Source organism: Vreelandella sp. 21, from assembly GCF_050995515.1.
In the GTDB taxonomy this organism is placed as follows: domain Bacteria; phylum Pseudomonadota; class Gammaproteobacteria; order Pseudomonadales; family Halomonadaceae; genus Vreelandella; species Vreelandella alkaliphila.
Genome location: NZ_CP194673.1, coordinates 2,974,880 through 2,988,176, shown reverse-complemented (window position 1 = coordinate 2,988,176; position 13,297 = coordinate 2,974,880). Strand labels below are relative to the sequence as shown.

General features: G+C 53.1%; 13 protein-coding genes. 8 read left to right on the top strand and 5 right to left on the bottom strand.

Going from position 1 to position 13,297, the window contains the following annotated elements:
• Positions 1-26: 26 nt before the first annotated feature.
• From rsmA to ACN06F_RS13750, 4 genes are read left to right on the top strand one after another with little or no spacing between them, the layout of a single operon-like run.
• Positions 27-857, top strand: a complete 831-nt coding sequence (gene rsmA, locus ACN06F_RS13765) for a 16S rRNA (adenine(1518)-N(6)/adenine(1519)-N(6))-dimethyltransferase RsmA (RefSeq protein ID WP_120386447.1) — start codon at positions 27-29, stop codon at positions 855-857.
• On the top strand, positions 854-1,231 hold the full coding sequence (gene apaG, locus ACN06F_RS13760) for a Co2+/Mg2+ efflux protein ApaG (RefSeq protein ID WP_089039622.1): 378 nt from the start codon (positions 854-856) through the stop codon (positions 1,229-1,231). The genes rsmA and apaG overlap by 4 nt, the downstream gene beginning before the upstream one ends.
• A 22-nt stretch (positions 1,232-1,253) precedes the next feature.
• A complete protein-coding gene (locus tag ACN06F_RS13755; protein ID WP_433924108.1) occupies positions 1,254-2,069 on the top strand; it encodes a symmetrical bis(5'-nucleosyl)-tetraphosphatase in 816 nt (271 codons plus the stop codon).
• 46 nt (positions 2,070-2,115) lie between these two features.
• Positions 2,116-3,261: a polynucleotide adenylyltransferase gene (locus ACN06F_RS13750; protein ID WP_433924107.1), complete on the top strand. Its 1,146-nt coding sequence runs from the start codon at positions 2,116-2,118 to the stop codon at positions 3,259-3,261.
• Positions 3,262-3,281: 20 nt separating this feature from the next.
• Here the strand turns inward: ACN06F_RS13750 and folK are convergent, their stop codons facing one another.
• Positions 3,282-3,827, bottom strand: a complete 546-nt coding sequence (gene folK / locus ACN06F_RS13745; RefSeq protein WP_433924106.1) for a 2-amino-4-hydroxy-6-hydroxymethyldihydropteridine diphosphokinase — start codon at positions 3,825-3,827, stop codon at positions 3,282-3,284.
• The gene (gene folB / locus ACN06F_RS13740; protein WP_038477601.1) at positions 3,824-4,180 is read right to left on the bottom strand and encodes a dihydroneopterin aldolase; all 357 of its coding nucleotides are present in this window, start codon (positions 4,178-4,180) and stop codon (positions 3,824-3,826) included. Before folB ends, folK begins: the two co-directional genes overlap by 4 nt.
• Before the next feature lie 105 nt (positions 4,181-4,285).
• Between folB and plsY the strand changes: the two genes are divergently transcribed.
• Complete coding sequence (plsY, locus tag ACN06F_RS13735) at positions 4,286-4,855, top strand: glycerol-3-phosphate 1-O-acyltransferase PlsY (protein WP_231657687.1); 570 nt, start codon at positions 4,286-4,288, stop codon at positions 4,853-4,855.
• Between the two features lie 31 nt (positions 4,856-4,886).
• On the opposite strand, the gene tsaD is transcribed toward plsY, so the two are convergent.
• Positions 4,887-5,927 carry a tRNA (adenosine(37)-N6)-threonylcarbamoyltransferase complex transferase subunit TsaD gene (gene tsaD / locus ACN06F_RS13730; RefSeq protein ID WP_433924105.1) on the bottom strand — a complete coding sequence of 347 codons (1,041 nt, stop codon included), beginning with the start codon at positions 5,925-5,927 and terminating at the stop codon, positions 4,887-4,889.
• A gap of 220 nt (positions 5,928-6,147) precedes the next feature.
• Here tsaD and rpsU point away from each other — a divergent pair, with 220 nt between their 5' ends.
• The 3 genes from rpsU (at position 6,148) to rpoD (ending at position 10,572) form a co-directional block, all read left to right on the top strand.
• A complete protein-coding gene (rpsU, locus tag ACN06F_RS13725; RefSeq protein WP_007113641.1) occupies positions 6,148-6,363 on the top strand; it encodes a 30S ribosomal protein S21 in 216 nt (71 codons plus the stop codon).
• Positions 6,364-6,540: 177 nt separating this feature from the next.
• On the top strand, positions 6,541-8,445 hold the full coding sequence (dnaG, locus tag ACN06F_RS13720) for a DNA primase (protein ID WP_433924104.1): 1,905 nt from the start codon (positions 6,541-6,543) through the stop codon (positions 8,443-8,445).
• A 270-nt stretch (positions 8,446-8,715) separates the two neighbouring features.
• Positions 8,716-10,572, top strand: coding sequence for an RNA polymerase sigma factor RpoD (gene rpoD, locus ACN06F_RS13715; protein WP_038477590.1), 1,857 nt, complete (start codon positions 8,716-8,718; stop codon positions 10,570-10,572).
• 150 nt (positions 10,573-10,722) lie between these two features.
• Here rpoD and ACN06F_RS13710 read toward each other — a convergent pair whose 3' ends face one another.
• Both ACN06F_RS13710 and ACN06F_RS13705 read right to left on the bottom strand, forming a co-directional pair.
• Positions 10,723-12,294: an AbgT family transporter gene (locus tag ACN06F_RS13710; RefSeq protein WP_433924103.1), complete on the bottom strand. Its 1,572-nt coding sequence runs from the start codon at positions 12,292-12,294 to the stop codon at positions 10,723-10,725.
• A gap of 184 nt (positions 12,295-12,478) precedes the next feature.
• Positions 12,479-13,129 (bottom strand): hypothetical protein, encoded by a 651-nt coding sequence (locus tag ACN06F_RS13705; protein WP_038477584.1) that lies wholly within the window; start codon positions 13,127-13,129, stop codon positions 12,479-12,481.
• Positions 13,130-13,297 lie beyond the last annotated feature (168 nt).

The window sequence follows — 13,297 nt, the reverse complement described above, 5'->3', positions numbered from 1 at the left end:
ATCAACCCTCCAAGGAACACTGTTAGATGTCTCAAGTGCCTCAGCAGCACCGCGCTCGTAAACGCTTTGGTCAAAACTTTCTGCGTGACCTCGGCATCATTTCGCGTATTGTCCGTGCCATTGGGCCTCGCGAAAGCGACCGACTCGTCGAAATTGGCCCTGGGCAAGGCGCGCTCACTGCTCCGTTGCTAGAGGCGGCAGGAAAGCTTGAAGTCATTGAATTAGACCGTGACCTTATTCCGGGCTTAAGGGTGCAGTTTTTTAACTACCCTGACTTTGTTATACATGAGGGTGACGCGCTAAAGTTTGATTTCGCCGCGCTAAAAGGGGATGGCCCTGCGCTGCGAGTCGTCGGTAACCTGCCTTACAACATCTCGACGCCGTTGATAGTGCACCTGTTAACCATGGGCAATGCGATTGCCGATATGCACTTTATGCTGCAAAAAGAGGTTGTTGAGCGTTTGGCCGCTGAGCCAGGTAGCACTGATTGGGGGCGCCTGTCGGTGATGGCGCAATATTACTGCCACGTGGATCAGCTGTTTGTCGTACCGCCGGAAGCCTTTGTTCCCAGGCCGAAAGTTGACTCCGCCATTGTTAGGCTAACGCCTCACGAAAGCTTGCCCCAAACAGCAGATGACCCAGCGCTGCTGTTTGAATTGGTCAAGCTGGCGTTTGGTCAGAGACGCAAAACACTGCGCAATAACCTGAAAGGCAGGGTAAGCGCAGAAACATTAGAAGCACTAGGCATTGACCCTGCACGGCGCCCTCAAACCTTGACGGTTGCAGAGTACGTCACTATCGCCAACCAAGTGGCTACTGACGAAGCGCTTGGTGGTAATGGGAGTTCTGACGCGTGAGTGCCCTAGCCATTGAGGTTAGCGTCGCGCCTGAGTACCGTGCAGCCGAGTCAGATGACCGTGAGTCGCGCTTCGTGTTTAGTTACACCGTGACGGTACATAACCAAAGCCCTCATAGCGTGCAGCTTATGGCGCGCTACTGGAAAATTACCCAAGGTAACGGTGATAGCCAAGAGGTGCGTGGCAAAGGGGTGGTGGGCCAGCAGCCGTTAATTGGCCCGGGGCAGCGTTTTCGCTACACCAGTCGAGCCATTCTGCAGACGCCGGTAGGCGTTATGGAAGGCGCTTACACGCTGCTTAACACCTACACCCAACGAGCTTTTGAAGTGCCCATTGCGCCTTTCAGGCTAGCGGTGCCGCGTCAGCTTCACTGACCATTCTCTAAAAGGGGGAGCGATGAGCACCTATGCCATTGGTGATCTGCACGGCTGTCATGCCGAGTTTGTCAGTTTGCTAGAAAAGCTAAGCTTCAATGCAGCAAACGATACACTCTGGCTGGTTGGTGATTTGGTCAATCGTGGCCCTGGCTCGCTGGCTTGCTTGCAGGAAGTGCAGGCGTTAGGCAGCGCCGCTCGATGCGTGCTGGGTAATCACGATTTTCATTTGTTGGTGGTGGCTCGTGGCGGCGGCAAACTGAAAAAAAACGACACTCTAAGCGATATTCTTGCAGCACCACAGCGCGAACAGGTGCTGGATTGGCTGCAAAGCCAGCCATTGGCAGTTTATGAAAACAATGCGCTGATGACCCATGCCGGTGTGTTACCAACGTGGTGCGCCGAGCAAGCGGTATCGTTTAGCCAAGAAGTGCAGACGGCCTTGCTTAGTGAGCGTTCGGGTGATTTTTTAACGCAGCTATTTGGTAATCAACCTGACAAGTTCCATGATGATCTAGAAGGGATTGATCGTTTGCGCTGTTTCGTCAATATATTTACCCGCATGCGCTTTATCGACGCTAACGGTCGGCTAGATTTTGCTGCTAAAGAAGGCTTGGAAAGTGCGCCTGACGGGTTCACCCCTTGGTTTCAATACCCAAGAGCCGATGCGCTTCAACTGTTATTCGGGCACTGGGCTGCATTAGAGGGCCAAACCCCGAACGCCAAGATAAAGGTTGAAGCGCTGGATACTGGTTGCGTGTGGGGTGGGTCGTTAACCGCTCTCAATATGGAATCGGGTGAGCGCATCAGCGTACCTAGCCGTCAGCCTAGACATTAAAATACGAGACATTAAAACACGAGACATTGAAAAAAGGGCGGTAGCCGTGTTTCAGGTGGATGCGAAAACCAAAGGACTCGATGTTTATCGTGTTGGCGGGGCAGTGCGCGATGCGCTGTTAGGCTGGCCGGTAGTGGATAATGATTGGGTCGTCGTCGGTGCCACGCCAGAAGTCATGCAACAGCGGGGCTTTAAACCAGTGGGGCGCGATTTTCCAGTATTCCTGCATCCTGATACCGCCGAAGAGTATGCGCTAGCGCGCACTGAGAGAAAATCTGGCCACGGTTATGGTGGCTTTGAAGTACACGCAAGTCCTGATGTGACCTTAGAAGAAGACCTTTCAAGACGTGATTTAACCATCAATGCGATTGCGCAGCGCTTTGATGGTGCGTTGACCGATCCCTTTAACGGACAGCGAGATATTGAGCAGCGGCTATTACGCCATGTGTCCCCGGCATTTAGTGAAGATCCCCTACGGGTGCTTCGCACTGCACGCTTTCTTGCCCGTTATGCGCACTTAGGGTTTGCCATTGCGCCTGAAACCCTCGAACTAATGCGAGATGTAAGCCGCAGTGGTGAGCTTAGCCACCTTGCTGCGGAGCGAGTGTGGGTCGAAACCGAAAAAGCGTTGGGTGAACCAAATCCTGACCGTTACTTCACCGCCTTAAAAGATTGCGAGGCGCTGGCTGCTTGGTGGCCTGAGCTAACCGATGACGTTGTGCTGGCAAACGCACTTGAGGTGATGGCGCTTGAGACGGTTGCACAGGTAGCTATCGACAGCTCACTTCCTCTGGCTCACTGGCGCTACGCGTTGTTGGTGTCGGTATTGAATGATGCTCAGCGTGATGCGCTGGCAATTAGATTGCGATTGCCTAATGCGGTGACGCAGCTGGCGCGCCATGTGGCGTTGAGTAGGGATATATTGGCCGAGCCATTAAGTGACGAACGCGTTCTGCACTGGCTGGAGCGTTTGGACGGTTGGCGTAAGCCCGCGCAGGTTAATGCACAGTTACAACTCATTAAGCGTTTAGCAGAGAATACGCTCGAACCGCTGAATCGGGCGTGGCAGGCTGCACAAAGCGTTGACCCTCAAGTGCTATTGCAAGCGGGTTATCGCGGTGCAGCTTTAGGTAAGGCGCTACGTGAGCACCGCCAACAGGCAGTAGCAAGTGCGCTGATGGATACGCACTAAGGGCTGGTTATAGGCTTTGTTCAGCGAGCGGACACCGCCTTTGGCACAGAGTCTGCCTGGGAAATCCAGCGCCCACGCCAATGAAAGTCGATGGCCCATAAGCGTTGACTACCCAATTCAAAGCGCTGCCATAGCGCAGCGTAAGACAAGCCATAGATAGGGTGATACTGATCGGGTAGCAGTTCGGCCAGCGGTTGTAGAACGAAGGCATTGTGCGTGATTTCCCCTCGGGGCAGGGCAACACCGTCAATAGTGCCGCAAATACCGCCCACTGTGAGCAGGTCAATATCCAGTGCTCGAGGACTACACTTAAGCATATCGGGAGTGCGGCCATGGGCAATTTCGAGTTGCTTAGACCACGCCTGCAGCTCACCCACCGACCAATCGCTATCAAAGGCAACCACAAGGTTGTAAAAGTTGCGATTATCGCTAAACCCTACCGGCTCGCTTTCAAATATGCGCGATATTTGAAGGGGGCCAAACGTGTCTTCAAGCGCATCTAGGCACAGGCGGATATGAGTGTCCGGATCGATATTGCTGCCTAAGCTGAGAGTAACCAAGCTCATGGAAGCGTGCCGCGGATGATTTCAAGACCGACGCTAGCGGCTTGTGGAACGGCACCCGGTTTGCGTACGGTAAGGCGCAGCCAGATAATGGAAAACTCCTGCTGTAAGCACTCAGCCAGGCGCTCGGCAAATGTCTCGACGAGGGCAAATTGGTGCTCGTCGGCAAAGCGCTGAATTCGCTGGCAAATGGCTGCATAATCAAGCGTCAGGCTCAAATCATCTGCAGCGGCGGCGGGACGAATATCCGTTGCGAGCGATAAGTCCAAGCTCAAAGACTGAACAATAGTGCGCTCCCAGTCGTACACACCGATGACGGTATCTACTGCCAGCGCTTCGATCAAAATGCGATCCACAGCTATTCCTCTAGCGTCAACAAGCGGGGGATTGTACTTGAGGATAGCGCGAAACGACAGCTAGGTACGATCTAACGCTGGGAAGGAGCCAAGATGGTGGGCGGAGTGATATGGATGGTGGTGGGCTACTTAAGCGGAAGCTGGTTAGCGGCGCTTAGCGTATGCCGGCTAGCAGGTGTTCCTGATCCGCGATATTGCGGTTCGTGTAACCCTGGGTTTTCGAATGTGCTACGTCTTTACGGGCCGCGCTTAGCTGTCGCCACGCTTTTACTAGATGCCTTAAAAGGGGCACCTGCAGTGCTGGCAGCCAAATTGTTAGGGCTGCCTGTTTGGTTGCAAGGGGCGGTTGGATTTGCTGTTCTGCTAGGTCACAGCTATCCACTATGGCATAGGTTTCGCGGTGGTAAATCGGTTGCCAGTGCGTTTGGCGTGCTGTTGATATTGGTACCCAGCGTGGCACTGCTTAGTGCGGTGTGCTGGATGCTGCTGGCTTGGCGGCTACGCATGGCAGCGGCAGCGTCGCTTGTTAGTGCATTCGTCGCACCGCTGGCTTGTGCGTGGCTAGCACCTGACTATGTTGTGGTCGTGAGTGGGTTCAGCCTACTGGTGCTTGCTCGCCATGGGTTAAATATTCGCCGCCTGCGCCGCGGAGAAGAGCCTCATCTACGCGGCTAGGCAGGGGCTAGAGGTGTAGGAGCTAGCGGTGTTAAGTAGGCGTTAAGGTGTCCAACGGCCAGCGCGGCGTAGCCTTCATAATGCCGTTGTCATCATGCTCACCCGCTGCCAGTCGTTGGGCGCCCACATAAGCGATCATCGCGCCATTGTCGGTGCAAAAGCGCCCGCGAGGGTAATAAGATCGCGCGTTGCGCTTCTCTGTTTCAACCGCGAGGCGTTCGCGCAGGCGTTGATTAGCGCTAACGCCACCTGCCACCACTAAGCGCTTCAATCCGGTTTGATCCAGTGCGCGGCGACATTTGATAACCAGGGTGTCCACTACGGCTTCTTCAAATGCCCTCGCCACATCAGCCTTGGCCTGGGTGTCTAGCTCGCCAGCAGCTTCTAATTGGCGAATAGCGGTCAGCGTGTGGGTTTTCAAGCCGGAGAAACTGAAGTCCAGGCCAGGGCGGTCGGTCATTGGCCGTGGAAAGCGGAAGCGTTTTGGATTGCCCTGTTCAGCAAGCTTAGCAACGTGAGGGCCACCGGGGTAGGGGAGCCCGAGCATTTTGGCCGCTTTGTCAAAGGCCTCACCCGCTGCATCATCAACGGATTCCCCGAGTAACTGGTAGTGTCCTAGGGCCTGTACTTCGACAAGTTGAGTGTGTCCGCCAGAGACCAATAAGGCGACGAAAGGGAAGTCAGGGGCGTCATCTTCCAGCATAGGGGCTAACAGGTGGCCTTCCATGTGGTGTACGCCAAGCACGGGGATGTTCAACGCACGTGCCATACCATGCGCTGTGCTGGCACCCACCATGAGTGCGCCGACTAACCCTGGGCCAGCAGTGTAGGCAATGCCGTCTAGGTCGCTACGCGTCAGCTTGGCGTCGTGCAATACTTGCTCGATCAGTGGCAATAGTTTGCGCGTATGGTCGCGAGAAGCGAGTTCAGGCACCACGCCGCCATACTCGGCATGCATGGCAATTTGACTATACAGCGCGTCGGCGAGCAGGCCGCGGCCTCCAGTGTGCGAAGTATCATAAATCGCGACGCCCGTTTCATCGCAAGACGTTTCAATGCCTAGTACGCGCATGGCTGAAGAACTCGTTGTAAGTTAAAAAGTTGCAGGTTAGAAACCAGTGCTGCTAATCAGTCGCCTAGTTTAGCATTCTCATGCTTAAGGCGCGTAAGCATTTGCAAAGATCGCCAACCACGACTAGACTACTGTGCGCTGTAAAACTGGGTCGTACACTGTATTCTAAGAGTGTACGTACTATCCGAACTCAAGACTCCTTAAGGTAGGTGAGTGCTTAATGCCTTCTGTAAAAGTACGTGATAACGAGCCGTTTGACGTCGCCCTGCGTCGCTTCAAGCGTTCTTGCGAAAAAGCCGGTGTTCTTTCTGAAGTACGCCGCCGCGAGCACTATGAGAAGCCGACTGCTGAGCGTAAACGCAAAGCGGCAGCAGCCGTAAAACGCCACGCCAAGAAAATTCAGCGTGAGCAAAAGCGTTTCGAACGGCTCTATTGATCCGTACCCGAGGGGGCCGGAGCAGTTAGCTGGCCATCTCAAGAGGGATGTCAAGCGGCCGCCACTAGGTGGCCGTTTGTTTTTGTTTTGATTTATCGCTGTCTATGGTGATTTGGTAATAAGCCCGATGACCCTAGGCAAGTGAGTTAGCGCTTTGCGCGAGGATGCCCGCAGTTCATGGCAGGCCAAATTCCACAACGTTTTATCGATGACCTGTTAGGCCGCGTTGATGTGGTCGAGGTGGTTGGTGAGCGTGTGCAGCTTAAAAAGGCCGGGCGTAACTATTCTGGGCTATGTCCTTTCCATCAAGAGAAAACCCCATCGTTTACGGTCAGCGCTGATAAACAGTTTTATCACTGCTTTGGGTGTGGTGCCCACGGTAATGCGCTACGCTTTCTAATGGAATACGACAAACTACCCTTTCCCGATGCGGTTGAGCAGTTGGCTAGTCGTTTAGGGCTGGATGTTCCTCGTGAGGGTGCCGATGATCCGCGCGCCCAGCAGCGCGAAAAAAAGCGCAAAGAGGGCGTTAATCTTCTTGAACTTGCTGCCAGTTTTTATCGAGAACGGCTAAAAATGCAGGAAGGGCAGGGAGCGCAGCGTTATCTGCAAGGGCGCGGATTATCTCCAGATGTTGTCAGTACTTATGGTATTGGCTATGCGCCTGGTGGGTGGGAAGCCCTAAAGCAGCACTTGAGTGCGCGGGGTATTGGTGAGCCTGTACAAGTAGAGTATGGCTTGCTTATTCACCGTGAAGACACCGGGCGAACGTATGACCGCTTTCGTGATCGAGTGATGTTTCCCATTCGGGATTTAAGGGGGCGTACCATCGCGTTTGGCGGTCGGGTAATGGGCGATGAGCAGCCTAAGTATCTGAACTCGCCTGAAACGCCTGTCTTTCACAAGGGACGTGAGCTGTATGGGTTGTATGAGGCTCGCCAAGCGTCAAGCAAGCTTGAGCAGCTCGTCATCGTTGAAGGTTACATGGATGTCGTGGCGCTGGCGCAGTACGGTATCAACAACGCTGTCGCAACCTTAGGGACGGCTACAACAGAAGACCATCTAAGCCGACTATTTCGTTTAGTTAGCCGTGTGGTGTTTTGCTTTGACGGTGACCGTGCAGGACGTCAAGCGGCCAGCCGTGCGTTGGAAACCGCCTTGCCGCAGATGATTGACGGTCGTGAAGCGCGCTTCCTGTTTCTGCCGGAAGGTGACGACCCGGATACGCTAGTACGCCGTGAAGGTAGCGACGCATTTCAAGATCGCGTTACCTGTGCGATGCCGCTATCTGAGTTTCTTTTTGAGCAGGCAGCGCAGGGGCGAGACTTGAATACCGTGGAAGGGCGAGAGCGGTTTGCAAGTCAGGTGCTTGAGGCATTGAACAAAGTGCCTGAAGGCATGCTCAAATCGTTACTGTTGGAGGCGTTAGCTAAGCGCAGTGGGTTGGCACAATCGCAACTGAAAACGCTACTTGAGAAACGCGCGGCCGCCAGTGCGCAAAAAGAGGCACAGAAAGCGCCTTCGCAGGAAGCCGTGCACTGGGAGCCGCTTGAGTCGCCCGACATGATGCCGTTTGAGCATCATGAGGAGCAGCTGGTCGGCGCAAAGCCTGCTGGTAAAAAGGCACAAAAGGGGCGCGCTCAGTCGCCTCGCCCGCAAGTGCTCTCAACCGTTGCGCGTATTGTGCAGCTACTGTTGCATGAGCCTGGTTTAGTGACGTCGCTGCCGGATTCCCTGGATTGGTTGCCGGAGAGTGAAGAAGCACCGTTATGCCGTGACTTGATTGAGTTACTACGTGCCGGGCGTTATCGCAGCCCGCAAGTGGTGTTGGCGCACTTTCAGGGGAGCCATGAAGGTCAGGTCTTGGCTGAGTTGGCGTCACGGGAGTTGCTGATTCCCAAGGGAACCCGAGAGACTGAGCTGACAGGGTTGGTTGAACATCTAATAGAGGTTCAGCGCAAGCGATCGCCTCAGGAAGAGTACCAGGCGTTGCTGGATTTAGAGCGTTCTGGGCAAAAGCTGGATAAAGCGCAGCGGCAGCGTTTGGCAAGCTTAATGATGGAGCTTGTTCAACGACATTAAGCCGGCTTTACGGCGTTTGTCTTTGAATGAGTAGAGTTTGGAATGAGTAGAGTTTGAGGCGCTAGGGTTGAATTTCCCTAACGTTGGCACCAAATAAAGGGTCAGTCGCCAGGCGCTGGCCTAACCGAACAACCTAACACACCTGAATGACCGCGCAAATACGTTTCGCTGGAAAAATTCCTGCTATTTACGCTATACTGTTCGGCTTGTTGAGTTTAATCGATTCAGCGCCCCAGGTGTTTCATTCTTCTTCGTCGAGATAGGGTTTCTATGGCTGGAAATGCGCAGCAGCAGTCACGTCTGAAGGAGTTGATCGCGCGCGGCAAGGAACAGGGCTACCTGACCTATGCCGAGGTCAACGACCATCTACCCGAGGATATCGCCGACCCGGATCAAGTGGAAGACATCATTGGCATGATCAACGACATGGGTATCAGTGTCGTTGAAGAAGCGCCAGATGAAGACACTTTGATGATGTCGGATCACTCCACGGACGAGTCCGCTGCGGAAGAGGCCGTCGCGGCACTCGCCGCCGTGGAAAGCGACGTCGGTCGCACTACCGACCCTGTGCGCATGTACATGCGCGAAATGGGTACGGTTGAACTTCTAACCCGCGAAGGTGAGATCGAAATCGCCAAGCGGATAGAAGAGGGCACGCGGGAAGTGATGTCAGCGCTGGCGTATTTGCCTGGCGCTGTTGCTTCTATCCTGGATGCCTACGATGCCACGCAGGATGAAGAAGCGCCTGGTCGCTTGTCTGATCTGTTCTCTGGCTTTATCGACCCCGACGAGGGGATTCCAGGCGTTGCAGAAGCCGAAGTGCCCGAGCCTGAGCCGGAAGCCGAGTTGAGCGATGATGATGATCTCGACAGCGACGGTGACGACGAAGATGACGACAGCACGGCCAGCGAAGGCGGCCCTGATCCGGAAGAAGCGAAAGCTCGTTTCGAACAAATCCGTGAGCAGAATGCCGCTGTTGAAGCTGCGTTGGCGAAATATGGTCGTGGTAGCGCGGAGCTTAAAAGTGAGCAGTCGCGTTTAGCCGAGCTGTTTTCGCCTATTAAGCTGGTGCCGAAGCATTTTGAGCGTCTGGTCGGCCAAGTACGTATTAGTGTTGAGCAGGTGCGTGCCCAAGAAAAAGCGGTTATGCAGCTGTGCGTGAAGAAAGCTAAAGTACCGCGCAAAACCTTCATTAAGTCGTTCCCTGGGTACGAGTCTAATCCAAAATGGTTAGACACCTTCCAGGAGGCGCAGCCCAAGTATGCTGACCGTCTTGAGCCACTGCGCGCCGATATTGCTCGTTCGCAGCGCAAAATTGCCTTTGAGGAAGACATGGTGCAGCTCACCGTGGCCGACCTCAAGGAAGTTAACCGCAAGCTCTCTATTGGCGAGGCGAAAGCACGTCGTGCTAAGAAAGAGATGGTTGAGGCTAACCTGCGTTTGGTAATTTCGATTGCGAAGAAATACACCAACCGTGGCCTGCAGTTCCTGGATCTAATCCAAGAAGGCAACATTGGCTTGATGAAAGCGGTTGATAAGTTCGAATATCGCCGTGGTTACAAGTTCTCGACCTATGCCACATGGTGGATTCGTCAGGCGATTACGCGTTCTATCGCTGACCAGGCACGCACCATCCGTATTCCGGTGCACATGATTGAGACGATCAATAAGCTCAATCGTGTTTCTCGTCAGATGTTGCAGGAAATGGGCCGCGAGCCAACGCCGGAAGAGCTGGGCGAACGCCTGGAAATGCCGGAAGACAAAGTACGCAAAGTGCTAAAAATTGCCAAAGAGCCGATCTCTATGGAGACGCCGATTGGTGATGACGACGATTCGCACTTAGGTGACTTTATCGAAGACGGCACTATGCTGTTGCCGATTGATATGGCCACCGGCGAAGGCTTGATCGAAGCAACGCGTAACGTCCTTGGCGGCTTAACCGCACGTGAAGCGAAAGTGCTGCGCATGCGTTTCGGTATCGATATGAATACCGACCACACGCTAGAAGAAGTGGGTAAGCAGTTTGACGTTACTCGCGAGCGGATTCGTCAGATCGAAGCTAAGGCGCTGCGCAAGCTACGCCATCCGAGTCGCTCTGAGCCGCTGCGCTCATTCCTCGACGAGTGATCAGTTAGTTCTCGTACTTGGTAAGTAGTGGCTAGTGAGTAGTAAATAGAAAGTGGTGAACTGATAGTCGTCACCATGAACAAAAAGCCCGCCATTCTATGAACGGCGGGCTTTTTGCGTTATGCCATAAGCGTTATATGATGATATGGCTTAAAGCGTGTAATGCGTGGCTGATCCTGGGCCGACAGGAAAGCCAAAAACAAATACCCAAATAAAGAACAGCAGGCTCCAGCCAATCAGCATAAATAGCGTGTAGGGCAGCATAATCGCTACCAACGTACCAATGCCCATATCTTTACGATAGCGAGTTGCTACGGCAAGAATTAAACCAAAGTAGCTCATCATGGGGGTAATTAAGTTAGTAACCGAATCGCCGATTCGATACGCCGCCTGAATTACTTCAGGGGCATAGCCCATTAGCATCAGCATCGGTACAAAGATGGGAGCTGTTACTGCCCACTGTGCAGAGGCGCTGCCTAGTGATAGGTTGACGAACGCACACATAATAATAAACAGCGCGAACAGACCAGGGCCGCGTAGCCCCAAAGACTGCAGCAGATCGGCACCGGCAACGGCTGTGACAGTGCCAAAGTTACTCCAGTTAAACAGCGCTACAAACTGTGCCGCAAAAAAGACCAGAACGATATAAAGGCCGAGGCTACTCATACTTTTCGCCATAGCATCGACAATATCGCGATCGTTTTGCATGGTGCCTGCCAGGCGGCCATAGACAAACCCCAATACGGTGAAGGACACCGCGACAATTACCACAATGCCACGCAAAAAGGGCGAGCCGCTAATTAGCCCTGTTTCGGGGTTACGCAATATGCCGCTTTCGGGCACAACCATGACCGCGACCAGAGCGGCTAATGCTAATGTCGCAAGTCCAGTCCCTTTTAAGGCGCGCTTCTCTGAGTCGGATAGCCCTTCCATGCGCTGGTTTTCAATGCCGCTATCAGCATAGGCAGAATCGAATTTACCTAGCTTGGGTTCTACGATTCGCTCAGTAACAAAGCCACCAATAAGCGTGACAAAAAACGTACTGGCGAACATAAAGAACCAGTTAGCTTCTGCGCCCACAATGTAAGCGGGGTCAAGAAGACGCGCTGCTTCCTGGGTGATGCCCGATAGTAGCGGGTCAACAGTACCAATCAGTAAGTTAGCGCTGTAGCCTCCAGAAACACCGCAGAACGCAGCCGCTAGGCCCGCCAATGGATGACGCCCTAATGAGTGGAAAATCATGGCCGCTAAAGGAATTAATACGACATAGCCAAGCTCGGCTGCCATGTTCGACATGATGCCGGCAAACACCACTGCATAGGTGACAATGCGCGGCGAGCGATTGAGAACCAGCGCGCGCATGCTGGCTGAGAGCAGTCCTGAGTGTTCAGCAACGCCGACACCTAACATGGCCACCAGTACCGTCCCCAGTGGTGCAAAGCTAGTGAAGTTGGTCACCATTTCAGTGACTAAACGGCGCAGACCTTCGGCATTGAGCAGTGAATTAACCGCTATCCATTCACCTTCGTTAGCAGGGCGAGGGTCAGCAACAGATACCCCTAATGCACCGGCGATGCCGCTGGCGACTACTACCAGAACACATAAAATAGCGAAGAGAGTAACAGGATGTGGGAGTAGATTACCCAGCCACTCAACGCTATCAAGAAAACGAGTAAATGCACCTCGCTTTAGGGTTTCTTGGCGATTTTGTGAGTTTGTCATAAGGTTTTTGTCGTCAGTAGGTTGTTTTTCAGCAAAAAATGCCCATGAGTCTGGGGGACGACACTACGTTGAAGCCATCGGGGTCGCAAATGGCTTTATGTATAGCGAGATGTAAAAAATGAATGCCGCCTGCGCAAGGTGTAAGGCGGCGATAAAAAAGGGCTGCTAACGGGAGATGAGAGGACTAGCGTGCGACTTGTCGCGCTTTGTAAATACGCCGAGCAATCAGCAGAAGCTCAATCATGGCAAATAGAATCAGGCTGTAGCCTAAAAGCTCGATGGCTTCCTCAGCGACATCTTTAAATTCGCGAATATAGTTATCCTGCATGACGGCTCGCCAGAAGTCTTGGCGACCATAAAGGCGGGAGAAAATATAGGTAACGAGCACACCGCCAGTGAAAAGTCCAAACGCGAACGTATTGCTATAATGTGAAAATTCTTCAATAAATCGACGACGCTGGACGACTACCCAGGCAAGGCTAGGGATGACAATTAACGATACCAGCACTTTCCAAGAGTTGTCTGCGACGTAGTAATCTAAAAAGTAATCCTGTTCGCGTACCAGCGACGCAGCCACAAACGCCAGCAATAGAAGCGTAACAGTAGGCCATACCTTGAGTACTTGGCGCACGTAGATGAGTAAGCCACAACAGCTAGCCAGTACCAGGGTTTGAGTGAACTCTGTAAAGCCTAATTCGGTATAGCGCACATCGGGTAGGTAGAGAGCTTCAAAATATCCGCCTTGGGCGATACCAGCGACAAAAAACATATAAAGTGTTGCGCGCAGAAGCGTATATCCAAAACTGAGTGGCCACTGCGGTGGGGAAGATGGCATACCAACATCCTTATCAGAGAGATGACGTTGTAAGAGAGGGGCTTAAAAACATGCATAGAAGAATGTTCATTATATCGACACACTTCTATGCTCGCACGTCGAACTTAATGTGAGCTGCTCGACTAATGGTGGATTAAGGCTGCAAAGTAACTAGTTATTAGGTAATCA

Coding starts and splice junctions, on each gene's coding strand:
- dnaG (WP_433924104.1), top strand. CDS start 6,541: ATGGCAGGCCAAATTCCACAACGTTTTATCGATGACCTGTTAGGCCGC.
- ACN06F_RS13755 (WP_433924108.1), top strand. CDS start 1,254: ATGAGCACCTATGCCATTGGTGATCTGCACGGCTGTCATGCCGAGTTT.
- rsmA (WP_120386447.1), top strand. CDS start 27: ATGTCTCAAGTGCCTCAGCAGCACCGCGCTCGTAAACGCTTTGGTCAA.
- ACN06F_RS13705 (WP_038477584.1), bottom strand. CDS start 13,129: ATGCCATCTTCCCCACCGCAGTGGCCACTCAGTTTTGGATATACGCTT.
- ACN06F_RS13710 (WP_433924103.1), bottom strand. CDS start 12,294: ATGACAAACTCACAAAATCGCCAAGAAACCCTAAAGCGAGGTGCATTT.
- rpsU (WP_007113641.1), top strand. CDS start 6,148: ATGCCTTCTGTAAAAGTACGTGATAACGAGCCGTTTGACGTCGCCCTG.
- tsaD (WP_433924105.1), bottom strand. CDS start 5,927: ATGCGCGTACTAGGCATTGAAACGTCTTGCGATGAAACGGGCGTCGCG.
- rpoD (WP_038477590.1), top strand. CDS start 8,716: ATGGCTGGAAATGCGCAGCAGCAGTCACGTCTGAAGGAGTTGATCGCG.
- folK (WP_433924106.1), bottom strand. CDS start 3,827: ATGAGCTTGGTTACTCTCAGCTTAGGCAGCAATATCGATCCGGACACT.